Below are 26,133 nucleotides of genomic sequence, written 5' to 3'. Positions count from 1 at the left end.
TATCGTTGCTTAGCTTGCGGTTCTTCTGCCTCTGTTACCACCACTTGGCTTAGAGCCTCCTGCTGGTTTAGGGCGACGATTGCCCGATGGCTTACCATTTCTACCACTGGTGTTTTTAGCGTAAGGGTTATCTTGGCGTGCATGTGATTTATTTTTACTTGCCGGTTTGTGACCTCGAGCGTTCTCGCCGCTACGTTGACCGTCATGATGTTCGGCTTTTGGCTTTTTAGGTTTTTTCGCTTTAAATGGACGAACATCTTTTGAAACCGGTACTGGATTAGCAGCCTGAAACCCATCAACTTCTGTACGCTCTAATAGCTTTTGTGTAAGTCGTTCAATAGCAACCAGCAATTTAAATTCATCAGCGCAAACTAGTGAAATCGCATGCCCTGTACTTCCAGCTCTACCAGTACGGCCAATTCTGTGTACATAATCTTCTGCAACATGAGGTAATTCAAAGTTAACAACTTGTGGTAACTGGTCTATATCGATACCACGAGCAGCAATATCGGTTGCCACTAATACTCGAATAGCGCCTTCTTTAAATTGAGCTAATGCTTTTGTTCTGGCACCTTGGCTTTTATTACCATGAATGGCTAATGCTTTAATACCGTCTTGTTCTAAATGTTTGGTCAGTTTGTTGGCGCCATGCTTGGTTTTAGTAAATACCAGCACCTGCTCCCAACGGTTATGACCAATAAGGTAAGATAGTAGTCTGGCCTTTTTATTTTTATCTGTAGTGTAAACGAGTTGTTCAACGGTTGCTGCGGTAGCATTGCGCGGTGTTACTGAAATCTCTACCGGATTATTAACCAAGCCCTTTGCCAATTCACGTATTTCATCTGAAAATGTTGCCGAGAATAATAAGTTTTGACGCTTTTTCGGTAAAAAGCCTAAAATTCTTTTGATGTCACGAATAAAACCCATGTCGAGCATTCTGTCGGCTTCATCTAATACTAAAATTTCAACTTGGTTAAATTTGACCGCGTTCTGCTGATAAAGATCTAACAAGCGACCTGGCGTTGCAACTAGTACATCAACACCTTGTCGTAAACGCATCATTTGTGGGTTAATTTTAACGCCGCCGAAAACAATATATGAACTTAAACCTAAGTTCTTACCATAGGTCGCTACACTGTCGCCTACTTGTGCAGCCAGCTCACGTGTAGGGGTTAGAACTAAAGTACGAATATGGTTTGCTTTTACTTTTTCACCTTTTGATAACTTCTCTAAAATAGGCAGAGTGAAGCCAGCGGTTTTACCTGTACCAGTTTGCGCCGCAGCCATTACATCTTTACCAGCAAGTACGGCAGGGATTGCCTGTTCCTGAATTGGTGAAGGAGTGTCGTAGCCTTGTTCGGCAACAGCAGATAAAATCGGGGCTGATAAGCCCAAAGAGTCAAAGCTCATAGAAGGATCTCTTGGTTAAATAGAATAAGGTGATTACAGATAGTACTAGACTGTAAGCCGGCGCAGCTTACAGTATAGTCTTTGCTGATGCAAACAAGAGGAATTTTAAGTCTAAATCGTCAACACAAAAAGATGATACTTATTGGGTCAGATAAATCATTAAGCTAAAGAAACCTACTATGATCAAATTAAACGCAATGATATAACCAAAACCTATCAGGCCTTGTTTTAACGTATAGTTATGCTTTTTTAGGTACCAAAACCATACTAAGCTCATGATTATTGGGATTAAGAAAAACAAACGGATCATATTTTAAAAGGCCTTAAGTAATTGTTTTAATGAATTGTTTTTATTATATACAGATATTTAAATAATAGCGTAATTTTCTACGGTTGTTTATTTTCAGCCTTTGTTTTTGGATTCCATGGCGCAACTTTAAATAGCATTAGCATGCCTGGCACGGCTAGCGCTGTACATAATAAGAAAAATGAAGTCCAACCAACTTGCTCTACAATGAAGCCCGTAGACGCATTGGCAAAGGTTCTTGGTAAAGCAGTTAAAGCGGTAAATAACGCAAATTGCGTTGCAGCAAACGTAGGATTAGTCGTTTTTGCGATAAATGCTGTGAAAGCTGCGGTTCCTAAGCCCACACCTAAATATTCAAACCCCATGGCAAAAGCTAATGCATAAGTGTTGTGACCAATTTCGGCTAATGCGGCAAAACCAAGTATTGAAATAATTTGCACAAAACCAAAAAGCCATAAGGCACGATTTATACTGAGCTTGATCATTATAATACCGCCAACAGCTAAGCCAATCGTCATTGCTATTAACGAGGCTGTTTTTGCTACCACACCTATCTCAGTATTAGAAAAACCTAAATCAATAAAGAACGGTGTTTGCAGAGCCGTTGCCATGTTATCACCAAGCTTATATAAGAATAAAAATGATAAAATCATTAAGGCAGACTTAACCCCTTCTCGATTGATAAAGTCTTTGAAGGGTAACACTACAGCTTGCTTAAGAGTTTGCGGTGCATTGGCTTCTCGCCTTGCTTCACTTACGCACAGAGTCATGATTATGCCTGTCAGCATAAATGCTGCGACGACAAAAAATACTAATTGCCACGGCATATGGTCCGCTAATATAAAGCCTAAAGAGCCAGGCACTAATCCAGATAACCGATATGCTTGCACGTGAATAGAATTACCTATACCTAATTCATGATCAGGTAATAATTCACGACGATAAGCGTCAAGGACAATATCTTGGCTAGCACTGAAAAAAGCGACCGCTGCGGCCAAATAGGCAACGGTCCAAATAGACATGGTCGGGTTAATATAACCAAAGCTGGCAATGGATATTAACAAACAGACTTGAGTGAACAGCATCCAGCCGCGGCGACGGCCTAAAAATGGAAAAGAATACCGGTCCATTGCCGGTGACCATAAAAATTTCCATACATAGGGAATACCAATTAATGAAAACAGCCCAATTTCAGCAAGACTCACTCCTTCACTTCTAAGCCAACCAGGGACTAATTGATAAAGAAAGAACAAAGGTAAACCGGAGCTAAAGCCGGTAAATATACAAATGAGTATGCGTTTGTTGAAAAGGGCTTCTTTTATTGTAGGAGAATTACTAACAGGCGAAGTGCTTGACATTGGGAAAGCCTAAATGATTATTTTTAAGATAACTGCTGAGTAAGGCTAACAAATGCGTGGTAAAAAAAGAAGTAAAGAATAGTCTGGCAGGTAAGTTAATCGACAGGTCGCCAGCCTACGCAGTGAATCGGATAAGCGCCATGACCCTTTAAGAATTCAAGGCAAGTGGTAATTTCAGTAATTAAATCTTCATCATCAGCTAAATTACCAATACCGCCCAGTTTTAGTTCATGAATAAGGTGCCAAAAAACTCTTTCTCTAGTGCTGCCGGGAGTTTCGTCGGTAACATTTAATTGTCCCCACTCTTCAAAGCAGTCCCAGATAAAGTTCTCAACTTCAGTATGATGAACAGAGCTCTTGAGGAGAGCCTCAAGAAAATACATTAACTGTGATATTTTATCGTTTATGAAAATTTCGATATGCAAATTACCCACCTAAATTAAACATCAAAGTGACTCAAAGTTACGAGTCTCTTTAAAAGACTAGATGAGAAGTTTTTATATTGCGAATATATAAATGTTAAAAGTTGTTTAAATATTCTTCGAATAACTATCGAATGTTAATGTACTTTCATAATTTATTGAGTTTTAACAGGTTGTTGCAATTCTTCATGGATATAATCTTCAGGCATTAACGTTGCCTTGATCAATACAATTGGCTCAAGTGGTACGTCGGGCCAGCCTTGTCCTTCGTGAAAGTCAGTCTCGCTCGCAGCCATTTTCTCTAATACTTCTTCACCAAAGGTTACTGAACCAAAGACAGTATAGCCCCATGAACGGCCTGGATCTAAACTGGTGTTTTCACCAACGTTAAAATAAAACTGTCTAATTGAGCTGTGTGGATCATGTTGACGTGCCATGGCGATAGAGCCAAAAGTATTCTTCAATCCATTACCTGACTCATTAAAAATGGTGTCATGTTCTTTTTTGGGGATAAAGTTAGCGTCATAGCCGCCGCCTTGGACAACAAAGTCGCTAATTACGCGATGAAAAATTGTATTGTTGTATTCACCTGAAATCACATAAAACAAGAAGTTATTTACAGCGATAGGGGCTTTAACTCGGTCGAGTTCAACAATAATCACCCCGTGTGAGGTGTCCATTTTTATTTGCGGATAAAGGTTATTAGCATCAATAATTTTTTGTTTGCTTGCCGCTTGGCTGAATAAAGAAACAACACATAAAACCAGAGTGACTAATAAACGCATTATATTTATCCCTTAATAAATTCTTGTAATTGTTGGTCTTCTAATACCTGCAAAATAAGCTTAGCAAGTTGAATATTAAAATCTCGTTGTAATTCGTCTATGTCAGCGGTTAACGCGCCACGCGTTGTTGCTCGTAACGTGAACGTTTTCGACAGTGTTTGTGCCGGGTTTTCAACTTTAACTTTTAATTTTATGATGGTGTTGGCGCGGTAATCTAAAACATCTTGATTTACATATGTACGTGCACGTTCAACATTAAATTCAACTTTTAAATCTGAGCTGTCAGCTACATTTAAACCTTGAGAAGTCAATTCTGTAGAAAATTTTGACACCAACACTTCTCTTAACGAACTAGTAGTACCAATCAATGTCGATGGATCTTCTGCACTTAATAATTCAACGATATGCGCCGTTGAACGCAGATCATTAACCGATATTTTAGCACTTAAATTCTTATAAACTTTACCTGTATCATTAGTTACGGTTGGGTTCAGGGTAATAGCTGTTGGCTCACTAGCACAACCTGCAATCAATAAAATAGATAATACAACAGGGATTAATTTCAATTTCTTTACTTCTTCGCTGATAAAATGACAAACTTTGAATTACTGGCAATTGTCTCACAATTTCCAAATAAGCGTTGTAACTTAATGTGATATGCAAGTTGCCTGTTGCCTATTATCCTTAATTCTCCGCCTTTTTTCAAAGCATTATAGCTTTGTTTAAACATTTGCCAGGCAATATGATCAGTTACCGCAGCTTGTTGATGGAAAGGAGGGTTACATAACACTAAATCTAAGCTACTTGATTCCACATCGGTTAAGCAATCGTTTACATGAAAAAAGCATTGCTCTTGGTTACCTGGTAAGTTTTTGATAATGTTGTCTTTAGTTGACTGAATGGCCATAAAAGATTCATCATAAAAATGCATATTTATGTCAGGATTTTTAGCCAACATCGCAAGACCAACCACACCGTTTCCGCAACCTAAATCGGCAACATCTAAATTACCATTAACGCTCGGTAAATTCTCAAGCAACTGTCTACCGCCTATATCTAGACTGTCACGAGAAAACACATTGGCTAAATTCGATATAGAAAAGTCAGTTTTTTCTAATGGCCAAACTTTTGCTTTAGGTAGCTCGGTTTTGTTAGCTGCATTAAGTTTTGAAAATATCAATCGTGACTTTTTGACTGCTAATGATGTTTTGGTTTCGCCAATATGTTTTTCAAAGAGTTTCAAAGTAGAAGTATGGATTTCTTTAACGCGGGCCGCTGCAATAATTAACGTATCTTTATTTGCACATTGCTGTATTTGCTGTAGTTGGTATTCTAAATATGCCTTACTTTTTGGTAGCTTTAAAATAACAATATCCACAGGCGCTGCGATAGTGGCTAAACTATCCAAAAACTGAATGGTATCCATATCAATATAATTACTATCAAGGTTATATTTAACACCTTGTTGAGAGATATAAGAATCATGTATCAATTGCAGATTGTGATGATATAGATTTACGCTTAATGCACCAAAGCTATCATTGAAAATAACAATGTTTTTAGTCTCAGCCAATACATTGTTTTCTTGTAAATAATCAATGATATATTCATCAGCAGAATCCCATGCTTGCAAGCTTCGATTTACTTGCGCAACAGGAAAACGTTCTAAATGAATAGGTTGGTCGTTTTTAAAGAAAGGGCTTAACATAAATTATTTTCAACAGTAATAAGTGGCGCTATTATACCTATAATTTAATGGTAAAAGACAAGTTTTTAAAAGGTTGATGAAATTGTCAAACATGTTGAGTTTTCCGATAGAAAGTTATTGCGAAGGAGACCTATTATATTGGCCTGGGTTTTATTTACAGCAACAGGCTAATGAGTTTTATAATACCTGTGTTGAACAACTCGAATGGCGACAAGAGCAAATTAAAATGTTTGGAAAACTTGTCACTATCCCAAGATTACAAGCCTGGTATGGTGATGAATATGCTGAATATAAATATTCCGGATTACCATTAACTCCCTTGCCATGGAATAAAACCTTATTAACCATTAAAGAGCATTGCCAACAACAACTGCAAACCCGCTTTAATTCTGTGTTAGCAAACTATTATAGAGACAATAACGACTCTATGGGATGGCATAGTGATAATGAAAAACAACTCGGTTTTCAACCAACAATTGCTTCAGTGTCCTTTGGCCAAGAGCGAAAGTTTTGTTTAAAGCATAAATACAGTAGCGAAAAAATTAATTTAACTCTACAATCGGGGAGCTTGCTAGTAATGCAAGGCGATTTACAACAGAACTGGCAGCATGCCCTGCCAAAATCAGCTAAACCATTGCAAGGGCGAGTAAACCTTACCTTTCGTCATATAATAAACAATTAGTATTCTGGAATAATCATGACCATAGCCGCTATCATTGAGCAAAAGTTATTAGCCGAATTTACCCCTATATACCTTGAAGTAAATAATGAAAGCTTTATGCATAACGTACCTGAAGGCAGCGAATCCCACTTTAAGGTAGTGATCGTTAGCGAAAAATTTGAAGGCCAACGTTTAATAGGTCGTCACCGTCAAGTTAATGCTACTTTAGCAGATGAATTAGAAAATCATATCCATGCTTTAGCAATGCACACTTATACCCCTGAGCAATGGCAAACTATGAATAACGGTGAAATACCAAAATCGCCAAACTGTATGGGTGGTGGTAAATAACCCAGGCAAAGACGATTTAACCTTAATTTAGAGCTATTTGATATTTCCTCATTGTTAATTTTCTGTTATTTATAGGCAATAATAAAAAATATAATTTCTTTGAGGAAATAATGCTCACCTCTCTTTTACCTAAGTTTATCTCAATAACTGACGGAATAACCGAAACGATTGGCAAGGCTATCGCTTGGTTAACCCTATTAGTTGTTTTGTTAACTTTTACCGTTGTTCTTCTGCGCTATGGATTTAATATTGGTTGGATAGCCATGCAAGAGGCTGTTCTTTATGCACATGGCGCTGTGTTTATGTTAGGTGCAGCTTATACATTGAAACATGATGGTCATGTTCGTGTTGATATCTTTTACAGCAAATTTTCAGTTAAACAAAAAGCATTGGTTAATCTGTTTGGCACCATATTCTTGTTGATGCCTGTTTGTGTGTTTATTTTTTACATAAGTGTCGATTACGTTTTAATGTCTTGGGATATATTAGAGAAATCGAAAGAGCCAGGCGGCATTCCAGCTGTTTATCTTAACAAGAGTTTGATCTTATTATTGGTTATCACTTTAACTCTACAAGGATTAAGTGAGATAGCACGCAACCTATTAATACTTCAAGATGAAAGCGTTAATTCAGGCGGAGATGAATAATGGAATATTTATCTTTAGTAATGTTTGTCTGTATTTGTTTGGTGTTGCTGCTCGGTTATCCAGTTGCATTCTCATTAGCCGGTACCGCGCTTGTTTTCGCTGGTATTGCCAGTGTTATGGGCTATTTCGATAGTTCGTTTTTATCTGCTTTACCTTCTCGCTATTACGGTATTTTAAGTAATCAAACGCTACTCGCAGTGCCTTTATTTGTATTTATGGGCTGTGTATTAGAGCGAGCAAAAATAGCGGAAGATTTATTATCCACCATGGCGCAATTGTTTGGCCGGTTCCGCGGCGGCTTGGCTATTTCAGTAACTATTGTTGGTATGCTGCTAGCTGCGAGTACCGGAATTGTTGGCGCAACGGTGGTAACGATGGGGCTGTTATCATTACCTACGATGATCAAACGTGGTTACGATCAATCTTTTGCTACAGGGATCATTTGTGCTACAGGTACCTTAGGGCAAATTATTCCACCTTCAATTGCGCTGGTTTTATTAGGCGATGTGTTATCAAACTCTTATCAGTTAGCACAACTGAAACTCGGTAATTACAACCCAGATACCATTAGCGTAGGTGATTTATTTGCCGGCGCAGTGGTTCCCGGAATGATTTTAGTTGGCTTGTATATTAGCTATTCAATATATATGGCAGTAGTTAAACCGGAAAAAGTACCGCCAGTATCCTATGACGATCAACCGGCGATTAGTTTTGGTTTATTACTGAAGTCGTTGTTTCCTCCACTTACCCTGATGGTAGTGGTTTTAGGCTCGATTTTAGCCGGATTTGCTACCCCAACAGAAGCTGCTGGCGTAGGGGCTTTTGGCGCTTTGATTCTCGCCGCAATTAATGGTCAGTTGAATATTACTAATTTGAAAATAGTAATGGACAGTACAGTTAAAGTGACCTCTATGGTTTTCTTGATTTTAATTGGTGCGAGTTTATTCTCATTAGTGTTCAGGGGGCTTGGCGGCGAAGAGCTTATTCAAGATTTCTTCAGTCAATTACCCGGTGGTGCTATAACTGCAACATTATTGGTGATGTTGGTTATTTTTCTATTAGGTTTTATTCTTGATTTTATTGAGATCACCTTTGTTGTTGTGCCAATTGTTGCGCCTATTCTTTTTATGATGGACATTAACCCAATTTGGCTCGGAATTATGATCGCAGTAAATTTACAAACGTCATTTTTAACACCGCCATTTGGCTTCGCATTATTTTATTTACGCGGCGTCGCTGATAAATCGATTAAAACAATCAAGATTTATAAAGGGGTTATTCCTTTTATCATCATGCAAATTATGCTGTTATTGGCGTTAGCTATTTGGCCTGAATTAGTTACGTGGCTACCAACTAAAATATATGGTTAACTATTAACCCAATAAATTGAACGTTAAAAGTAAAATACAAAATTAAAAACAAAATGGATTATGAGTAAACAATGAAATCAATTATTAAATTAAGCGCAATCTTATTCTCAGTGATTTGCCTGTCAGCATGTGGTGACAAACAGCAAGACTCAAAACAGGCAGCTACACAGCAGCAAACATTTGAGTGGAAGTTGGTAACGTCTTGGCCAAAGAACTTTCCTGGCTTAGGTCGCGCACCGGAAACGTTCGCCAAGCAAGTTGAAAAAATGAGTGCGGGGCGTTTAAAAATAAAAGTATATGGCGCCGGTGAGCTGGTTCCTGGTTTTGAAGTATTCGATACTGTTTCCGCAGGTACTGCCCAAATGGGCCATAGCGGTGCTTATTACTGGAAAGGTAAAATACCTGCCGCATCATTCTTTGCCGCAGTACCGTTTGGTATGAATGCGACAGAAACTAACGCTTGGCTACAGTACGGCGGCGGTTTAGAACTGTGGCAAAAACTGTATAAGCCATTTGGTATTATCCCTATGGTTGGCGGTAATTCTGGCTTACAATTTGCCGGTTGGTTCAATAAAGAAATTAACTCAATTGATGACTTAAGCGGTCTTAAAATGCGTATCGGTGGTATTGGTGGTGAAGTGATGAGCAGAGCCGGCGCAGTTCCTATTAATATGCCTGGCGGCGAAATATTCTCATCATTACAAAGTGGTGCACTAGATGCTTCTGAATGGGTAGGGCCATACAATGACTTATCATTTGGCTTTTATAAAGCGGCAAAATACTACTACTCTTCAGGTTGGCAAGAGCCTACTGCAACGCTCGAGTTTTTAATCAATGAAAAAGCCTTTGCAGCGTTACCTGAAGATTTACAAGAAATTGTTAAAGTAGCAACACGTGCAGTAAATGATGACATGTTAAGTGAATATACCGCTAGAAACAGCTCAGCTTTAAAAGTATTAGAAGAAAAGCATGGTGTTCAGGTTCGTACATTCCCACCTGAGGTTATGGCTAAACTTAAGGCAACAACAGCGCAAGTTATTGAAGAGATGGCGGCGAACGAGCCATCGGTTGCTGAAGTTTGGTCTTCATATAAAGCATTTTATGATGATATTCGTGCTTATCATAAAATTACCGAACAAGCGTACCTTGAAAACCGCCAATAACCACACTATTTTGAATGTTAATAAATAAATAGTTAAAAAACTGGCTGCTCTGACCTCATAGCAAGTAAAAGTTGCTACAATAGCGCCAGTTAACTTTTCAACACGGTATTGACAGTAATGAGTTGCTATTAATACGGTGTTAAACATAAATTAAGAAAAATTAAGGTTTTATTATGGTTATCAAACCAAAAGTACGTGGATTTATTTGTACAAACGCTCATCCAGTAGGTTGTGCTCAGCACGTTAATGAACAAATTGATTACGTAAAATCGCAACCACAAGCTGATGTTAAACCAAAAAACGTATTAGTTATTGGTGCATCGACAGGTTACGGTCTAGCTTCAAGAATTACCGCCACTTTTGGTAATGGTGCAAGCACATTAGGTGTGTTTTTTGAAAAAGAGCCTTCTGAAAAGCGTACTGGTTCAGCCGGTTGGTATAACACTGCAGCGTTTCAAAAAGCGGCTGATGAAGCAGGTGTTTATTCAAAAAACATTAATGGCGATGCCTTTTCTAATGAAATCAAAGCACAAACCATTGAAACAATTAAAGCCGATTTAGGTCAAATTGATTTAGTTGTTTATTCTTTAGCGTCTCCGCGCCGTACTGACCCAGTTACTGGTGAAGTGTATTCATCAGCGCTTAAGCCAATTGGTAATGGTTTTACGACTAAAAGCTTAAACACTTCTAAGCGTGTAATCGAAGAAGTTGCGGTTGAACCTGCTACTGAAGAAGAGATTGCAGGTACCATTAAAGTTATGGGCGGTGAAGATTGGGAGCTTTGGATGAATGCTCTTAACGACGCTGGCGTATTAGCAGATAACGTTAAAACTGTTGCTTACACCTACATTGGTAAGAAGTTAACTTGGCCATTATATGGTAAAGCGACAATTGGCCGTGCGAAAGAAGATTTAGATCGTGCAGCATCTGAAATTCGTAAAGTTACCAACCACCTTAACGGCGAAGCATTTGTAACGTCTTTAAATGCCGTTGTAACGCAAGCGAGTTCGGCAATTCCAATTATGCCACTTTATATTTCTAGCTTGTTTAAAGTGATGAAAGCAGACGGTACTCAAGAAAACCCTATTCACCAAATTCAAGGTTTGTTCCGTGACAATCTTTACAGTACAGAACGTTCAATTGGTGAACATAACCGTTTGATGCAAAACCTAAAAGAATTAGAAGATGACGTGCAAGACCGAGTGCAAACTATTTGGGATAGCGTTGATACTGATACGATTGATGAGCTTACCGATTACACTGGTTACCATCACGAATTCTTAAAATTATTCGGTTTTGAAGTTGACGGCGTTGATTACGATGCTGATGTAAGTCCATTAGCCGAAATAAACAATCTAGTTTAATTTAAGCTGATTTATTAAACTTTAGTCGAACCCCTGCATTAGCAGGGGTTTTTTTTACCTTTTTTCTCCTGATTAATGCATTTCAAATTTGCTATTTACAATGATTTAGCTATTGTTTTTATTGGATAATTGAATCGCCTATATGTGCTTTTAAGTATTTTTAATTAATTTGTTATTAAATGTGTCCCTGTCCATAGAAATCATAAGGCTATTTATGTTAAAATCCGCGCCAGAAAATTTAACTTAGAGCTCTTGTTTGTAAACAGCTGATATTTTAGTTGCTTATCATTCAAGAAACACTGGATTAATAACCGCTTATAATCAGGGCTATTAATTTTAAATACTCCCGTCAAAAAGTAGTGCATGTGTTTATGATTACAATCAAAAAAGGTCTGGATATTCCTGTAACAGGTGTTCCCCAGCAAGTAATCCATGATGGTTCGACCATCAATACTGTTGCAACATTAGGTGAAGAGTTTGTGGGTATGCGCCCAACCATGTTTGTAAAAGCAGGTGACAGCGTTAAAAAAGGTCAGGTTCTTTTTGAAGATAAAAAGAATCCAGGCGTTAAATTCACAGCCTCTGCAGCCGGTGTTGTAAAAGAAATCAATCGCGGTGAAAAACGTGTTTTACAATCTGTTGTTATTGAAGTTAATGGCGACGATGAAGAAACATTCAACGCATATTCAGCTGATCAAATCTCATCTTTATCTCGTGAAGATGTAGAAGCTAACCTAGTTAACTCAGGTTTGTGGACAGCATTGCGTACCCGCCCATTTAGCAAAGTTCCTGCTTTAGGTAGCGAAGCTAGAGACATTTTTGTTAGCGCAATGGATACCAATCCTTTAGCCGCTAACCCAGAAGTGATTATCAATGAGCAAAGCGAAGCGTTTACCAACGGTTTAGCTGTTTTAGCTCAATTAACTTCAGGAAACGTATTTGTTTCTAAAGCGCCTGGTGCAAACATTCCAACAGGTAACGCAACAGTAAATGAATTTGCTGGTAAACATCCTGCAGGTTTAGTTGGTACTCACATTCACTTCTTATCTCCAGTTTCTGCTGAGAAAGTTGTATGGCATGTTGGTTATCAGGATGTTATTGCTTTTGGTACGTTATTTACCACAGGTAAATTAGACACTAACCGTGTTGTGTCGCTTGCCGGTCCTGCCGTTAAGCAACCTCGTTTAGTTCGTACCGTACTTGGTGCAAACACAACTGATTTAACTACTGGCGAATTAGCAAGTGGTGAAGTACGTGTTATTGCCGGTTCTCCTCTACAAGGTGCTACTGCTCAAGGCGTTCACGCTTATCTTGGTCGTTACCAAGTACAAGTAAGTGCGTTGAGTGAAGGCCGCGAGAAAGAATTTATCGGCTATATGTACCCAGGTCCGAACATGTTTTCTGTTACTCGTGCGTATATGTCGCACTTTTTCCGTAACAAATTGTTCAACATGACTACTACGACTAATGGTAGTGCTCGTGCCATGGTTCCAATTGGAAACTATGAACGCGTTATGCCGTTAGATATTTTACCTACCTTGTTATTACGTGACTTAGCTTCTGGCGACACCGATGGTGCTCAGCAGTTAGGTGCATTAGAGCTAGACGAAGAAGATTTAGCACTATGTACATTCGTATGTCCTGGTAAAACTGATTATGGCGTTATCCTTCGTGATTGCCTAACCACTATTGAAAAGGAAGGTTAGACATGGGCTTGAAAAAGTTTATTGAAGATATCGAGCCGCATTTTGAAAAAGGCGGCAAGCACGAGAAATGGTTCGCATTATACGAAGCCGTTGCTACGGGCTTATTTACTCCTGGTTACGTAACTAAGGGTAAAACGCATATCCGTGACAGTATTGATCTTAAACGTATTATGATCACTGTTTGGTTGGCTGTATTCCCGGCTATGTTCTGGGGTATGTACAACATTGGTTTCCAAGCAAATGAAGCATTAGCTGCTGGTTTTGCTGTTCCTGATGTTTGGCAGGCTAACTTATTTACCGCTCTTGGTGGTAGCTTAGGCGAAGGTGCTAGCATATTTATGCAAATGTTCTACGGAGCAATGTTCTTCATTCCAATTTATGCCGTAACATTTATTGTTGGTGGTTTTTGGGAAGTTCTTTTTGCTGCTGTTCGTAAGCATGAAGTAAATGAAGGCTTCTTCGTTTCATCTATTCTTTTTGCACTAATACTGCCGGCGTCAATTCCGTTATGGCAAGTTGCTTTAGGTATTACCTTTGGTGTTGTAATTGCAAAAGAGATCTTTGGTGGTACAGGTAAGAACTTCTTAAACCCGGCATTAGCTGGTCGTGCGTTCTTATTCTTTGCTTACCCTGCAGAAATTTCAGGTGATGCAGTTTGGGTTGCTGTTGATGGCTTCTCTGGCGCTACACCGTTAAGTGCTGCTTTGGCTGGCACTGTAGATTACTCAATCAATGCTGATTGGTGGAATGCATTCTGGGGCTTTATTCCTGGTTCTGTTGGTGAAGTATCAACATTCGCTATTCTACTAGGTGGTGCATATATCCTTTATAAAGGCATTGCCTCTTGGCGCATCGTGTTAGGCGTGTTCGGTGGTATGGTTGCAACTGCATTCTTATTTAACGCTATCGGCAGCGAAACAAACGCTATGTTTGCTATGCCTTGGTACTGGCATTTAGTTGTTGGTGGTTTTGCCTTTGGTATGATGTTTATGGCAACTGACCCAGTTTCGGCATCATTTACTAACACTGGTAAGTATTTCTTTGGTGCCCTAGTTGGCGTTATGGTTGTACTAGTACGTGTTGTTAATCCTGCTTTCCCTGAAGGTATGATGTTAGCAATATTATTTGCCAACTTGTTTGCGCCATTATTCGATTACTTCGTAGTTAAATCGAATGTTAAAAGGAGACTTGCACGTGGCTAGTAAAAAAGAAAGCTTTTTAGGAACCCTTGGTTTCGTTGTTGCAGTATGTTTAGTCTGTGCAGCCTTAGTTTCTGTTTCGGCCGTAGGCCTAAAAGATAGACAAGTAGCAAACAAATTACTTGATCAACAAACAAAAATCTTAGAAGCCGCTGGTTTATTAGAACTTGGCGAAAAAGATGGCATTGTTGCGACTTACAATAAATTTGTTACCGCAAAAATGATTAACTTAGACACAGGTGAATACATTGATGGTAACCCTGATATGTTTGAAGAGCGTCGTGATGCTCGAGATGTGACTAAATCAATCAAGCCTGCTAGCGACATTGCTGGTATCAACCGCCGTGCAAACAGCGCTGTTGTTTACCTAGTAAGAAACGGTGCAGGCACTGTAGATACCGTTATCTTACCAATCGTTGGTTCTGGTCTTTGGGACTTAATGTACGGTTTCATCGGCTTAGAAGAAGATGTTAACACTGTTAAATCTGTTGTTTACTCTGATCATAAGGAAACTCCTGGCTTAGGCGCAGAAGTTATGAACCCGAACTGGAAAGCGTTATGGCCTGGTAAAAAAATGTATGACGAGCAAGGTGATATTGCTATTCGTATCGTTAAAGGTAACGCTAAGAAAGGTGATATCCACGGTGTCGACGGTTTATCTGGCGCAACACTAACAAGTGTTGGTGTTGAGAAAACAATACACTTCTGGTTAGGCGAAGAGGGCTACGGTCCATACATTGCTAACTTACGTGAAAAGGGGCTTAACTAATGAGCGATACTTCAGCTAAAAAGGTGTTAACGCAACCAATCGTTGACAATAACCCTATTGCTTTACAAGTACTTGGTATTTGTTCTGCATTAGCAGTTACAAGCTCAATGGCCAATGCATTAGTAATGACATTAGCGGTTGTTTTTGTAACAGCATTTTCAAACTTATTTATTTCGATTATTCGTAATCACATTCCATCTAGTGTTCGTATTATCGTGCAAATGGCGATTATTGCGTCTTTAGTTATCGTGGTAGATCAGGTGTTAAAAGCCTTCTCTTATCAGTTATCAAAAGAGTTAGCGGTTTTCGTTGGTCTAATTATTACTAACTGTATCGTTATGGGCCGCGCCGAAGCTTTTGCTATGAAAGAAAAGCCAGTGGTTAGCTTTATGGACGGTATTGGTAATGGTTTAGGTTATGGCTTCATCCTACTGACCGTAGCTTTCTTCCGTGAACTGTTTGGCTTTGGTACGTTATTTGGTATCGAAATCTTGCCATTAGTTCAAAATGGTGGCTGGTATCAGGCTAACGGTCTTTTAGTATTACCGTTTAGTTCATTCTTCATCATTGGTTTAATTATCTGGGCTATTCGCCAGTTCAAACCTGAACAAGTAGAGAAGGATTAATTCGATGGAACATTATTTAGCTATATTAATTAAAGCGATTTTCATTGAAAACATCGCCTTAATGTTTTTCTTAGGTATGTGTACCTTCTTAGCTGTTTCTAAGAAAGTAGATACTGCTATTGGTTTAGGTGTTGCCGTTGTTGTGGTTTTAGGTATCGCTGTACCTGCTAACCAAATCATCTATCAATCAATTCTAGCTCCTGGCGCATTAGATGGGATTATGGGCATTACAGACCCGAAAGAATCTATTGATCTTAGCTTCCTTTCTTTTATTACCTTTATCGGCGTTATCGCGGCATTGGTACAAATATTAGAAATGGTACTGGATAAATTCTTCCCTGCGTTATACCAGGCGTTAGGTATTTTCTTACCGCTTATTACTGTTAACTGTGCAATTTTTGGTGCTGTGTCTTTCATGGTTGCTAAAAACCTTACTTTAGGTGAGTCAGTGGTTTACGGTATTGGTTCAGGCATTGGTTGGGCATTAGCGATTGTTTTACTTGCGGGTTTACGTGAGAAAATGAAGTACTCAGATGTACCAGATGGTTTGAAAGGTTTAGGTATTACGTTTATTACCTCAGGACTGATGGCTTTTGGCTTTCTGTCTTTCGGTGGTATTTCGTTATAAGGTTAATGTAGCTTAACTGGTGTGAAGCTGGTTAGGCTCGAAGTACAAAGGAAAATACTATGCAAGAAATAATTCTCGGCGTAGGCATGTTTACCGCTATCGTTGTTGCTTTAGTGTTAGTGATTTTATTTGCTAAGTCTAAGTTAGTAGCCGAAGGTGATGTAACTATTTCGATTAATGGCGACCCTGAAAAAGCAGTAACAACTGCTGCGGGTGGCAAACTTCTTGGTGCATTAGCTGACCAAGGTATTTTTGTACCGTCTGCCTGTGGTGGTGGTGGTACTTGTGGCCAGTGTCGTGTAGACGTGCATTCTGGTGGTGGCGATATTCTTCCTACAGAAGAAGGTCACATTACCAAGCGTGAAGCTAAAGCAGGCTGTCGTTTAGCATGTCAAGTTGCGGTAAAACAAGACATGGAAATTGAACTTGAAGATGAAATCTTCGGTGTTCAACAGTGGGAATGTGAAGTTATCTCTAACGATAACAAAGCAACGTTCATTAAAGAACTTAAGCTGCAAATTCCTAATGGCGAGTCTGTGCCGTTCCGTGCAGGTGGTTATATTCAAATTGAAGCCCCTGCGCATCACGTTAAATACTCAGACTTCGATATTGACGAACAGTATCGTGGCGACTGGAACCATTTTGGTTTCTTCGATGTAGAATCAAAAGTTGAAGAAGACACATTACGTGCTTACTCAATGGCGAACTACCCTGAAGAAGAAGGCATTATTATGCTTAACGTGCGTATTGCTACGCCGCCTCCAGGACGTTTACACTTACCTGCAGGTAAAATGTCTTCATACATCTTTAGCTTAAAAGCTGGCGATAAAGTTACTATTTCAGGTCCATTTGGTGAGTTCTTCGCTAAAGACACTGACAACGAAATGGTATTTATCGGTGGTGGTGCTGGTATGGCGCCAATGCGTTCACACATTTTTGACCAACTTAAGCGTCTTAAATCAAAACGTAAAATGAGCTTCTGGTATGGTGCTCGTTCTAAGCGTGAAATGTTCTATGAAGATGATTACAACGGCTTAGCCGCTGATAATGATAACTTCGACTGGCATGTGGCACTTTCTGATCCACAACCAGAAGACAACTGGGATGGTATGACAGGTTTCATTCATAATGTACTTTATGAAAACTACCTGAAAGACCACGAAGCGCCAGAAGATTGTGAGTACTACATGTGTGGTCCACCAATGATGAACGCGGCAGTTGTCGGTATGCTTAAAGATTTAGGCGTAGAAGATGAGAACATCTTACTTGACGACTTCGGTGGTTAATATTACTTCTTGATAGTCTTTAAGCAGTTACTCTGCGTTAGAAGTGCTCACCTAGTAAACTAGGCTCCGCGCTTCTGCCTTGATTAACAGACTTAAATCCGAATCAATAAACTAATATTAATGATATGTAGATTTTAAAAGACGACTTCGGTCGTCTTTTTTACATTCAGGGATAAATGTAAGCAAATTGCCATGGATGGCATTAAATTTGTTTTTGCTGACACCTAAAGCATAGTTGATAAGGTTGCAAAACTGTCATCCCCGCGAAGGCGGGGAACCAAGGTGGAGCTATAAATTTAAAAAATATCAATTTTCAATCCTGACACCCAATGCACTTTAGTTTATAATTCGCGCAAATTTACTACTTGTTTCCATCTATGTTTTTATCAAAAATATCTAATGCTCTTTTCGTTATTTCTTTGTTGCTTATAACAGCCTGCTCTGAACCTGTTATTGATAGTGAAACTGAGCTGCAAGAATTACAGTTAACCGGCTATACCATGGGGCCAATCGTATATAGCGTTAAGTTAATTGGTAAAAAGCAGCACGTTGAAGAAATTCAATTAGCCCAGAAAGTTGATGATTTATTAAAAAAAATCAATGCACAAATGTCTACCTATGACAAAAACTCTGAGTTATCGAAATTCAATCAATATCAAGGTAATGATGCTCGCCAAATATCAGTAGAATTAAATCAAGTATTAACAGAATCAATTCGATTAGCAGAACTCACAGAAAACACATTAGATGTCACTATTGGTCCATTGGTTAATCTATGGAGTTTTGGCCCTGAAAAACGCGCAGAGAAGGTTCCTTCGCAGGAGTTAATCCTCGCTACCAAGCAACACATTGGTATTGATAAATTAAATCTTGAAAATCGATTATTATCAAAAAGTGATGCCAATGTTTATGTTGATCTATCTGCAATAGCGAAAGGCTTTGCTGTAGACAAGGTTGCTGAGTTGCTTGAGCAGTATGATATCAACAATTATATTGTTGATATTGGTGGAGAAATGCGCGTTGGTGGTCAAAAGACTGATGGTGACGATTGGGTCATTGCTGTGGAAAAACCTATTTCTGGGACAAGAGCCGTACAAAAGGCTATAATACCCGGCGATAATGCAGTGGCAACTTCTGGTGATTATCGAAACTATTTTGAAGATAATGGGGTCCGCTATTCTCATACTATAGATCCAAAGACAGGTTGGCCGATAAACCATAAACTTGTATCGGTAACTGTCGTACATCCATCATCAATGACTGCCGATGGACTCGCAACGGCGATTGAAGTGATGGGACCTGAAAAAGGCTTTGAATTTGCCAAGGCAAATAACTTGGCGGTGTTTTTAATTAGCAAAACTGAAAACGGCTTTAGCGAACAATCTACCGAGCAATTTATGCGGTTAGTTGCTAAACCTAAGTAAAAGCAGAAAGCGACTATTGTCATCCCCACGTAGGCGGGGCTCCATGTAGTAAAAAGAAAGAGATTTTAAATGAATATATTTTTATTAACCTTTGGTTTTTTCATTGTTATGTTTTTAGCAATGGCGATTGGTTATGTTATCCAACAAAAAACGTTAGCAGGTAGTTGTGGTGGTTTAGGCAGTATCGGTATTGATAAAGCGTGTAACTGCGATAATCCTTGTGAAAAGCGCAAAGAGCGTGAACGTAAAGCCGCTTTGAAAGAAAATGCTATAGATGTGAAAAACATTTAAGCACAAGAAACCAATTTCATAGAAAAGGGAGCAATATGCTCCCTTTTTCATTCTGTTAACTCATGGATGAATTAACCAAGAACTACCTATCTCTATGTAGGCTCTCTACTTGCTCACTGTATTTGTTAAAGCCAATTCCTTTACGAATTTTTTCTGCTGAATAAACTCCATGAGCCGAACCCAGTAAAAGAGCAATAGCAATAACACTAATGTTTGTTTCACCCAAGTAGGCACATATTAAGGCTGCGCATAATGACGCCACAAATAGTGACGAAAATACTATTCTTGCCCAAAGAGCTGAGTTTTTTATGGATGTTAAATTAATCCCAATGTTTGCCACAGTCATAAACCACCAATCAACAATAATTATGCTTATAATAATAAACCTTATTGGCTTATAAGGTTATATCAATTGGTTATATGATTTTACTAAATGCGTGACAGTCAAATTAGCGCAAGGTTATTTTTTGGGGGGATAATTAGCCAGTACTTTAGCGACAACTTCATTAATGCCTTTTTGTTTATCTTCTGGGCTAATATCCTGCTCAGCTTCAAAGCCATCAAAACCTCGCCAAATAAGCTTTCCTTGGTGGTTCATATCAATAGTTATTTGAATGTAAGTATTAAATTTTGAATCTAAAGGAATGGTTGTGCCTACGCCGACACCGGTCGATGAGTTACTGCTGTGGTTTGAGCCACCTATACCAATGCTAAATGAAGATTTTTTTTCACGTTGTTCCAGGGTAGTAAAATAATTCACCTGTAAATCACCATCTTGTTCAACCAAAGATAAAGACTTTTGTGTTAACTGAGCAATAACGGCTTCTTTAATTCGTTCACTTGTAATCTCATCGCTAGGGGCAGAGGTATCAGCCGTAGTATCGGCTAATTGATATGAGCTGAATTGGCCGAAGTTGGTTTCGGTATCATAATCTACCGTTGATGGCGTATTGGTACAGCCCAACAGTAATAGCAAAGAAAAGCTAGCAGCTAGAGTAGTTTTAAAAAAAGTCAGTTGGCGCATATTAAATACCAAATTATTTTAGTTACTAATATTTATAGACCATTAATGATGAATCTACTAAGTATTTTTCTAATTACTAAGAATTAAAACCCAAAAAAAACAGCGACCTAAGTCGCTGTTTTAATGTTAAAAAATAATCTTAAAATTACTTTATTGTGTTTTTATAGATTACACCATCTTTCATGATAACGTTTAGTGTATCAATTTGTTTGTACTCTGGATCTGCATCAAACCACTTGTTAGTTGCGCCAATAACACCTAAATCTTTAAGAGGGTTACCGTCAACTAAAAGTAAATCTGCAGCAGCACCTACTTCAACAACACCTAGTTTACCAGCATCTAAATATGGGTTACGAGGACCTGACATAGCCATTAACTCACCAGCAGTTGAAGTCATTTGCTTTAACACTTCAAAGTTATCGCCAAAAGATTGACCACGCCACCAGATTTCATAACGACGAGCACGCTCTGCATCTTCATGCACACCAACGTAGTCTGATGCAAATACAACTTTAACGTCATTTTCGATTAAGCGCTGACCGTAATCACCAAACTTTTCTTGAAGAACGGCAACCATAGGCAGTTTTTCTTTAGGCATTAACGGGTTTTTCGCTAAATCTGGAGATAATCCCCACATTTGTGGCACAACATAAACACCTTCTTTTGAAATGCGTTTCATTGTTTCATCATTCATAAAGAAGCCATGTTCAAATGATTTAACGCCACAATCCATTAAACGATCCATCGCGCGGTCGGTAAATACGTGTGCTGCAACGTATGTGTTCCAATCTTTAGCCGTTTCAACAATGGCACAGGTTTCTTCTTGAGAAAATTGTGTCGTATCCATCGGATCAAAACGTGATGAACCACCACCACCAGCCATCATCTTAATTTGTGTAGCTCCGTTACGTAAATTAGTACGAGTTGCTTTTAATACTTCTGTTTTACCATCCGCTACAGCGCCAATGCCCATTCTTTCGAAGTTTGAAAGGTCACCAGTTGTTGATGGTGAAAAACCTGCATCATTACGGTCACGGAAATCACCATGGCCAGATGTTTGAGAAATGAAAGTACCAGATGGGAAGATACGAGGACCAATAACATGGCCATCATTAATGTTACGCATTAAACCAAACGCTGGACCACCCATATCACGAACCGTAGTGAAACCGTCCATTAAGAAACGCTCGGTCACGATTGTTGCACGGTAAGCCATGTCGGTTAAGTCCATGTTTTTCTCAACGCTGTCAAAATGAGCGTTGATCATAATATGGGCGTGACCATCGATAAGGCCTGGCATTAACGTTTTACCTTCACCGTTAATAACAACCGTATTTTTGTTAGTCTTGATATCTTTTTCTGTGATTGCTACAACTTTGTTGCCTTCAACTAAAACGTTTAAGTTTTTATATAGCTTGTTATCTGTACCGTTAAATACATTAACGTTAGTAAATAAGGTATTCCCGGCTTCAGCCTTTAAGCTAATTGCAGGTGCTGCGCTACCGCCGCCAGCTGCCATAGCTGCTGGGATCACTGCTGTTGTAGATAATAGTGCTGCCGATACTAGAGCCGCTAATTTACTTACATTTCTTACTTTCATCGCTAGTTCCTTTTAAAACTAATTTTCTAAAGTATGCCAATGTTGTACAACGCAGTAGAAAATAGCTGTTGAAAAACATTGAGTTGTGTTTTGATGGGGCTATTATTAAACAAGTTACGATCGAGTTATGTTCCCATAGGGACATTTCTGTTTGTTAAATTAATGTTTATTGTTTGAGAGTGTAATTAATTGTCTATATCTAATGTAAAAGTTGCAGAATTACTAAAAGAAGTGCGTTGGCCATGCGATCTAAGTGAAGAGTTTAAACAAACTATTGTGCAAGCAGGAATGATACTAACTCGTAATGAAGGCTATTATCACTTAACGTCTGATTTGACTAATGATGGATTGTTTTATTTATTAGAGGGCAGTGTGATCATTTCAATTCGTACATCTGATTTTGATCACTTCACCTATAAGTTACTTGGCAAGGGGGATTTTCTTTATTATGGCAAGCTGATGGACTATCGCTTGCAAGAATCAATAAATGCAGACTTTTTACAAGACTCTACTTTTTTAAAAGTAACCGATTCAAACTTTGTTGAACTTACCAAGACACAACCAGAAATATATAAATTGATGTTCTCTGTTTTGAAGAAAAATACTTTGCCTCTTGTGCAAAAGGGGGTTTTAAATCAAAAGTTTTCAATTCCAATAAAAGTAGCTTTTGCCTTATTAGATGTAGCCTCAAAACAAGCAGATATCAATGGGGTAATGCCAATGCTTACAATCACCCAACAGCAACTTGCAAACTTGGCCGATGTAACTAGGCCAAGAGTTAATGCTGTATTAAAAGAATTTGCCTGCCAAGGACTGGTAGAGATCGTTCGCGGAAAAGTTTACTTACTTAATGTGCAGGGTATTAATGATATCTTAGTCAGTGCAAACCTAACGTTTTACTCGCCTACAATTAGACCATAATCACACTTCATCCCGTTAATTAAATATAAGGTATTGTGATTATTCCCCCACCTTTACGCTTAAATGCAATTGGTCGTTAGCAGAAAATACGTGATGCTCTTTATCATTCGAAAATATCCCTACAGCACAAGGTAAAACACAAGGCTTTTTAAAATCGAATTTTACTTTGTTGGTTTCAACACCTTTTTCAATGAGCACCAGATGCGCTAAAAATCCACCATGCATAATGGCATTGGGTAAACCGAAAAGCTTAGCTAATTTATTATTAATATGGATGGGGTTAAAGTCATTACTTACTTTCGCGTACGCAAGAGCTTTAGCATGATTTAAGATGAAATTAGTGTCACCAATAAATGCTTGTTGTTTGCTAATTCGTTCTCGTTTATTGGACTTAAGTTTCTTTAAAAACGTGTTTTTATTAATTAAGCAGCAGCGGTCATTTTGAAAAAACTGTGTTTCAATGACAATAATCTTCCCCATTGGATGGCGACGATCTTGCCTAACTTTATTGATAATTTTAAAGTCTTGTTGAAAGTCTAATTCAAAGGTTTTTTCAAACTCGCTTTTTAAATGAATTAAGCCTAGTGGTGAAAAAGCAAAGTGTTTATGTGAAAAAGTTTTAATTAACGCGTTGAAACCAGCAATAAAAGCGTAGCTTATCGGTAAGTCGATATCTGTATCAAGGTTGTATAAAGCGCGAAATTTAGCAATTTTTTTATCTGCAATAGCCGATTGCTCAAACTCAAGACTGAATTCGTTAAAAAAGGTTTTTTGTGGTCGCTTGGTAAGTAACTTTATATATTGGTACATCAACATCTTATTCATTTAATTTATGGACTAAAGTTTAACAGAATATTAATTGCATCGATACGCAATGTTACGTAAACTGTATTAATATACAGTGGTTGTGTTGAGGGAGCTAAGTTATGCGAAAAATTATTCATATCGACATGGATTGTTTTTTTGCCGCTGTTGAAATGCGCGATAATCCCGGCTTAGCAAATATCCCAATCGCTATTGCAGGTAAAGGGCCTCGAAGTGTTACCGCTACGTGCAATTATCTTGCTCGAGAATACGGCGTACGCTCAGCAATGCCTGTTGGCCGAGCATTACAGTTATGTCCTCACCTTGAACTAGTGCCAGGAAGAATGTCGGCCTATAAGGAGGCATCCAACCATATCCGTGAAATATTTGCTCGTTATACTGATAAAATTGAACCGCTTTCTTTAGATGAAGCCTATCTAGATGTCACCGACTGCACTGAATGTAATGGCAGCGCCACGTTAATTGCCGAAAAAATTAGAGCCGAAATATATCAAGAGCTCAATTTAACGGCATCTGCTGGCGTGGCACCTAATAAATTTATTGCCAAAATTGCCTCCGATGAAAATAAGCCCAATGGCCAATGTGTTGTGCCCCCAGAGCAAGTAAGCGATTTTGTAAATATGCTGGACTTAAAAAAAATACCTGGGGTAGGACCAAAGACTTTAGAAAAGTTAAATGCACATGGCTTATTTACTTGTGCTGATGTGAGGGTGACAGACGCAGCAGCTATGGAAAAAATAATGGGAAAGTTTGGCCCTGTTATTTTTAAGAGAGCTTTTGGTATTGATGCTCGAGAAGTTGAAACCAGCAGAATTAGAAAGTCATTAGCGATAGAAACGACCCTTAGTGAAGATATTGAGCAGGTAAACAGTTGTCTTAAGGTTGTTGCTGAATTGTTGCCAAAGTTTTTAACAAGGCTGGATAAAATTGAAAATCTAGAAATTGTAAAACAAGGTATTAAAATAAAATTCGCTGATTTTACCCAAACAACAGTAGAGCAAAGCCAAAGCAGTTTAGATATCGACTTGTTTAAACCTTTACTCGAGGAAGCCGTCTCAAGGGGCAATGGTAAAAAAATTCGCCTAATTGGGTTAACAGTAGGCTTTGCCCCGGAACAAGCCAAAAAATTATACACTCCCCAATTAAGCCTGCCTTTGTAACGTACTATTTTTATTAAATAAAATAGCACTAATTTTGATTTTTCACTGTTTTTTGGCCATATTAATACTGTCATTCAATATTAAAAAGATAAAATTATGAAAAACATATCCGCTTTAGTACTTTTACTTATTGGCTTGAGTTTACCTTCACATGCTGCCCGAGATTTTTCTAAGATCAAAATCAATGCCCAACCGGTGGCGGGTGGGGTTTATATGTTATCTGGCTCGGGCGGTAATATTGGAGTATTCGCAACTGATGAAGGCTTGGTACTCATTGATGATCAATTTGCGCCCTTAGCTGCCAAAATTGAAGCTGCAATGAAAACGATTAAAGCCGTGCCGTTAAAATATATTGTTAATACGCATTATCATGGCGATCATACAGGTGGCAATGGTCACTTTGGTAAACAAGCCCCTATTTTTGCTCATAAAAATGTACGTAAACGAGTGAAAGAGGATAACAAAAAATCAGGCGTTGATTTACCTGTAGTTACCTATGACCATGGCGTGACAATATACTTAGGCGATGAAGAAATTCAAGTCATGCATTTTCCAAACGGTCATACAGACGGAGACTCTATAGTTTATTTCAAAAAAGCCAATGTGCTGCATATGGGCGATCTGTTTTTTCAAGGACGCTTTCCTTATATTGACTTAAATGCAGGTGGATCAGTTAAAGGTTATTTAGCTAATATCAAAAAAATAGCGAATCACTTTTCACCTGATGTAAAGATAATCCCTGGTCATGGTACGCTGACAGACATGAAAGGATTAATGGAGTTTATCGACATGGTGGAATATTCGGTAAATAAAGTAGATGCTGCCGTACACGAAGGGGCTGATAGTGGTGAAATTATGGCTAACGGTATTGGCGATAAGTATAAAGATTGGGGCTGGAACTTTATATCTGAAGAGCGTTGGTTGGAGACCTTAATTACCGACTTGAAAAAGAGTAAATAGAACTTAGAAAACCAGAAACGAGATTACTAGAAACGAGAGACTAAAATCAATAAGTACTGTTTCCCTTTTCAGAACTCGTTTCAGGATTTATTGTTTTAACTGCAGACCCTGAAACTAGTTCAAGGAAGAGCTAGGAGAAAGTTCAGTAAAGGCTAAACATTCACAGCT

General features: G+C 38.5%; 26 protein-coding genes. 17 read left to right on the top strand and 9 right to left on the bottom strand.

Annotated features, from left to right (window positions below; all coding sequences use genetic code 11):
• Positions 1–9: 9 nt before the first annotated feature.
• The 6 genes from RI845_RS13915 to RI845_RS13890 form a co-directional block, all read right to left on the bottom strand.
• Positions 10–1,410, bottom strand: coding sequence for a DEAD/DEAH box helicase (locus RI845_RS13915; protein ID WP_348386769.1), 1,401 nt, complete (start codon positions 1,408–1,410; stop codon positions 10–12).
• 387 nt (positions 1,411–1,797) lie between these two features.
• Positions 1,798–3,075 carry an AmpG family muropeptide MFS transporter gene (locus tag RI845_RS13910; RefSeq protein ID WP_348386768.1) on the bottom strand — a complete coding sequence of 426 codons (1,278 nt, stop codon included), beginning with the start codon at positions 3,073–3,075 and terminating at the stop codon, positions 1,798–1,800.
• Positions 3,076–3,170: 95 nt separating this feature from the next.
• On the bottom strand, positions 3,171–3,500 hold the full coding sequence (locus tag RI845_RS13905) for a hypothetical protein (RefSeq protein ID WP_348386767.1): 330 nt from the start codon (positions 3,498–3,500) through the stop codon (positions 3,171–3,173).
• Positions 3,501–3,652: 152 nt separating this feature from the next.
• Positions 3,653–4,282: a peptidylprolyl isomerase gene (locus RI845_RS13900; protein ID WP_348386766.1), complete on the bottom strand. Its 630-nt coding sequence runs from the start codon at positions 4,280–4,282 to the stop codon at positions 3,653–3,655.
• A gap of 5 nt (positions 4,283–4,287) precedes the next feature.
• The gene (locus RI845_RS13895) at positions 4,288–4,848 is read right to left on the bottom strand and encodes a YajG family lipoprotein (protein WP_348386765.1); all 561 of its coding nucleotides are present in this window, start codon (positions 4,846–4,848) and stop codon (positions 4,288–4,290) included.
• A 5-nt stretch (positions 4,849–4,853) separates the two neighbouring features.
• A complete protein-coding gene (locus RI845_RS13890) occupies positions 4,854–5,990 on the bottom strand; it encodes a methyltransferase (protein ID WP_348386764.1) in 1,137 nt (378 codons plus the stop codon).
• A 76-nt stretch (positions 5,991–6,066) separates the two neighbouring features.
• Between RI845_RS13890 and RI845_RS13885 the strand changes: the two genes are divergently transcribed.
• From RI845_RS13885 to nqrM, 14 genes are all read left to right on the top strand, one after another.
• Positions 6,067–6,672, top strand: coding sequence for an alpha-ketoglutarate-dependent dioxygenase AlkB family protein (locus RI845_RS13885; RefSeq protein WP_348386763.1), 606 nt, complete (start codon positions 6,067–6,069; stop codon positions 6,670–6,672).
• A 15-nt stretch (positions 6,673–6,687) separates the two neighbouring features.
• The gene (locus RI845_RS13880; RefSeq protein ID WP_348386762.1) at positions 6,688–7,002 is read left to right on the top strand and encodes a BolA family protein; all 315 of its coding nucleotides are present in this window, start codon (positions 6,688–6,690) and stop codon (positions 7,000–7,002) included.
• A gap of 110 nt (positions 7,003–7,112) precedes the next feature.
• Positions 7,113–7,649, top strand: a complete 537-nt coding sequence (locus RI845_RS13875; protein ID WP_348386761.1) for a TRAP transporter small permease subunit — start codon at positions 7,113–7,115, stop codon at positions 7,647–7,649.
• Positions 7,649–9,019, top strand: a complete 1,371-nt coding sequence (locus tag RI845_RS13870) for a TRAP transporter large permease (protein WP_348386760.1) — start codon at positions 7,649–7,651, stop codon at positions 9,017–9,019. Before RI845_RS13875 ends, RI845_RS13870 begins: the two co-directional genes overlap by 1 nt.
• Positions 9,020–9,090: 71 nt before the next feature.
• Complete coding sequence (locus RI845_RS13865; protein WP_348386759.1) at positions 9,091–10,182, top strand: TRAP transporter substrate-binding protein; 1,092 nt, start codon at positions 9,091–9,093, stop codon at positions 10,180–10,182.
• Between the two features lie 173 nt (positions 10,183–10,355).
• Positions 10,356–11,546, top strand: coding sequence for an enoyl-ACP reductase FabV (gene fabV, locus RI845_RS13860; protein ID WP_348386758.1), 1,191 nt, complete (start codon positions 10,356–10,358; stop codon positions 11,544–11,546).
• 371 nt (positions 11,547–11,917) lie between these two features.
• A complete protein-coding gene (locus tag RI845_RS13855) occupies positions 11,918–13,252 on the top strand; it encodes a Na(+)-translocating NADH-quinone reductase subunit A (protein ID WP_348386757.1) in 1,335 nt (444 codons plus the stop codon).
• Between the two features lie 2 nt (positions 13,253–13,254).
• Complete coding sequence (locus tag RI845_RS13850) at positions 13,255–14,454, top strand: NADH:ubiquinone reductase (Na(+)-transporting) subunit B (protein WP_348386756.1); 1,200 nt, start codon at positions 13,255–13,257, stop codon at positions 14,452–14,454.
• Positions 14,447–15,220 (top strand): Na(+)-translocating NADH-quinone reductase subunit C, encoded by a 774-nt coding sequence (locus RI845_RS13845; RefSeq protein WP_348386755.1) that lies wholly within the window; start codon positions 14,447–14,449, stop codon positions 15,218–15,220. Before RI845_RS13850 ends, RI845_RS13845 begins: the two co-directional genes overlap by 8 nt.
• Positions 15,220–15,846 (top strand): NADH:ubiquinone reductase (Na(+)-transporting) subunit D, encoded by a 627-nt coding sequence (locus RI845_RS13840; protein WP_348386754.1) that lies wholly within the window; start codon positions 15,220–15,222, stop codon positions 15,844–15,846. The genes RI845_RS13845 and RI845_RS13840 overlap by 1 nt, the downstream gene beginning before the upstream one ends.
• 4 nt (positions 15,847–15,850) lie before the next feature.
• Positions 15,851–16,474, top strand: a complete 624-nt coding sequence (gene nqrE, locus RI845_RS13835; RefSeq protein ID WP_348386753.1) for an NADH:ubiquinone reductase (Na(+)-transporting) subunit E — start codon at positions 15,851–15,853, stop codon at positions 16,472–16,474.
• A 59-nt stretch (positions 16,475–16,533) separates the two neighbouring features.
• Complete coding sequence (nqrF, locus tag RI845_RS13830; protein WP_348386752.1) at positions 16,534–17,760, top strand: NADH:ubiquinone reductase (Na(+)-transporting) subunit F; 1,227 nt, start codon at positions 16,534–16,536, stop codon at positions 17,758–17,760.
• A gap of 377 nt (positions 17,761–18,137) precedes the next feature.
• Positions 18,138–19,184 carry an FAD:protein FMN transferase gene (locus RI845_RS13825; RefSeq protein WP_348386751.1) on the top strand — a complete coding sequence of 349 codons (1,047 nt, stop codon included), beginning with the start codon at positions 18,138–18,140 and terminating at the stop codon, positions 19,182–19,184.
• A 69-nt stretch (positions 19,185–19,253) separates the two neighbouring features.
• On the top strand, positions 19,254–19,475 hold the full coding sequence (nqrM, locus tag RI845_RS13820; RefSeq protein WP_348386750.1) for a (Na+)-NQR maturation NqrM: 222 nt from the start codon (positions 19,254–19,256) through the stop codon (positions 19,473–19,475).
• 460 nt (positions 19,476–19,935) lie between these two features.
• Here the strand turns inward: nqrM and RI845_RS13815 are convergent, their stop codons facing one another.
• Both RI845_RS13815 and RI845_RS13810 read right to left on the bottom strand, forming a co-directional pair.
• Complete coding sequence (locus RI845_RS13815; RefSeq protein ID WP_348386749.1) at positions 19,936–20,499, bottom strand: DUF4136 domain-containing protein; 564 nt, start codon at positions 20,497–20,499, stop codon at positions 19,936–19,938.
• A gap of 145 nt (positions 20,500–20,644) precedes the next feature.
• Positions 20,645–22,099, bottom strand: coding sequence for a metal-dependent hydrolase family protein (locus RI845_RS13810; protein WP_348386748.1), 1,455 nt, complete (start codon positions 22,097–22,099; stop codon positions 20,645–20,647).
• Between the two features lie 189 nt (positions 22,100–22,288).
• Between RI845_RS13810 and RI845_RS13805 the strand changes: the two genes are divergently transcribed.
• Positions 22,289–23,020 (top strand): Crp/Fnr family transcriptional regulator, encoded by a 732-nt coding sequence (locus RI845_RS13805; protein ID WP_348386747.1) that lies wholly within the window; start codon positions 22,289–22,291, stop codon positions 23,018–23,020.
• Positions 23,021–23,059: 39 nt separating this feature from the next.
• Here the strand turns inward: RI845_RS13805 and RI845_RS13800 are convergent, their stop codons facing one another.
• Positions 23,060–23,830: a MaoC/PaaZ C-terminal domain-containing protein gene (locus RI845_RS13800; protein WP_348386746.1), complete on the bottom strand. Its 771-nt coding sequence runs from the start codon at positions 23,828–23,830 to the stop codon at positions 23,060–23,062.
• Positions 23,831–23,946: 116 nt separating this feature from the next.
• Between RI845_RS13800 and dinB the strand changes: the two genes are divergently transcribed.
• Together dinB and RI845_RS13790 are read left to right on the top strand one after the other, a co-directional pair.
• The gene (gene dinB / locus RI845_RS13795; RefSeq protein WP_348386745.1) at positions 23,947–25,005 is read left to right on the top strand and encodes a DNA polymerase IV; all 1,059 of its coding nucleotides are present in this window, start codon (positions 23,947–23,949) and stop codon (positions 25,003–25,005) included.
• A gap of 96 nt (positions 25,006–25,101) precedes the next feature.
• Entirely contained in the window at positions 25,102–25,965 is an 864-nt protein-coding gene (locus RI845_RS13790; RefSeq protein WP_348386744.1) for an MBL fold metallo-hydrolase, read from the top strand.
• The last annotated feature ends 168 nt before the right edge of the window (positions 25,966–26,133 follow it).

The sequence above is a fragment of the Thalassotalea nanhaiensis genome (assembly GCF_031583575.1).
GTDB classification, from domain to species: Bacteria; Pseudomonadota; Gammaproteobacteria; order Enterobacterales; family Alteromonadaceae; genus Thalassotalea_A; species Thalassotalea_A nanhaiensis.
The sequence above is the reverse complement of the archived record's forward strand: the minus strand, read 5'-3'. Positions and strand labels throughout refer to the sequence as shown.

Coding starts and splice junctions, on each gene's coding strand:
- RI845_RS13915 (WP_348386769.1), bottom strand. CDS start 1,410: ATGAGCTTTGACTCTTTGGGCTTATCAGCCCCGATTTTATCTGCTGTT.
- RI845_RS13910 (WP_348386768.1), bottom strand. CDS start 3,075: ATGTCAAGCACTTCGCCTGTTAGTAATTCTCCTACAATAAAAGAAGCC.
- RI845_RS13900 (WP_348386766.1), bottom strand. CDS start 4,282: ATGCGTTTATTAGTCACTCTGGTTTTATGTGTTGTTTCTTTATTCAGC.
- RI845_RS13890 (WP_348386764.1), bottom strand. CDS start 5,990: ATGTTAAGCCCTTTCTTTAAAAACGACCAACCTATTCATTTAGAACGT.
- RI845_RS13885 (WP_348386763.1), top strand. CDS start 6,067: ATGAAATTGTCAAACATGTTGAGTTTTCCGATAGAAAGTTATTGCGAA.
- RI845_RS13880 (WP_348386762.1), top strand. CDS start 6,688: ATGACCATAGCCGCTATCATTGAGCAAAAGTTATTAGCCGAATTTACC.
- RI845_RS13875 (WP_348386761.1), top strand. CDS start 7,113: ATGCTCACCTCTCTTTTACCTAAGTTTATCTCAATAACTGACGGAATA.
- RI845_RS13870 (WP_348386760.1), top strand. CDS start 7,649: ATGGAATATTTATCTTTAGTAATGTTTGTCTGTATTTGTTTGGTGTTG.
- RI845_RS13865 (WP_348386759.1), top strand. CDS start 9,091: ATGAAATCAATTATTAAATTAAGCGCAATCTTATTCTCAGTGATTTGC.
- fabV (WP_348386758.1), top strand. CDS start 10,356: ATGGTTATCAAACCAAAAGTACGTGGATTTATTTGTACAAACGCTCAT.
- RI845_RS13855 (WP_348386757.1), top strand. CDS start 11,918: ATGATTACAATCAAAAAAGGTCTGGATATTCCTGTAACAGGTGTTCCC.
- RI845_RS13850 (WP_348386756.1), top strand. CDS start 13,255: ATGGGCTTGAAAAAGTTTATTGAAGATATCGAGCCGCATTTTGAAAAA.
- RI845_RS13840 (WP_348386754.1), top strand. CDS start 15,220: ATGAGCGATACTTCAGCTAAAAAGGTGTTAACGCAACCAATCGTTGAC.
- nqrE (WP_348386753.1), top strand. CDS start 15,851: ATGGAACATTATTTAGCTATATTAATTAAAGCGATTTTCATTGAAAAC.
- nqrF (WP_348386752.1), top strand. CDS start 16,534: ATGCAAGAAATAATTCTCGGCGTAGGCATGTTTACCGCTATCGTTGTT.
- RI845_RS13825 (WP_348386751.1), top strand. CDS start 18,138: ATGTTTTTATCAAAAATATCTAATGCTCTTTTCGTTATTTCTTTGTTG.
- nqrM (WP_348386750.1), top strand. CDS start 19,254: ATGAATATATTTTTATTAACCTTTGGTTTTTTCATTGTTATGTTTTTA.
- RI845_RS13815 (WP_348386749.1), bottom strand. CDS start 20,499: ATGCGCCAACTGACTTTTTTTAAAACTACTCTAGCTGCTAGCTTTTCT.
- RI845_RS13810 (WP_348386748.1), bottom strand. CDS start 22,099: ATGAAAGTAAGAAATGTAAGTAAATTAGCGGCTCTAGTATCGGCAGCA.
- RI845_RS13800 (WP_348386746.1), bottom strand. CDS start 23,830: ATGTACCAATATATAAAGTTACTTACCAAGCGACCACAAAAAACCTTT.
- dinB (WP_348386745.1), top strand. CDS start 23,947: ATGCGAAAAATTATTCATATCGACATGGATTGTTTTTTTGCCGCTGTT.
- RI845_RS13790 (WP_348386744.1), top strand. CDS start 25,102: ATGAAAAACATATCCGCTTTAGTACTTTTACTTATTGGCTTGAGTTTA.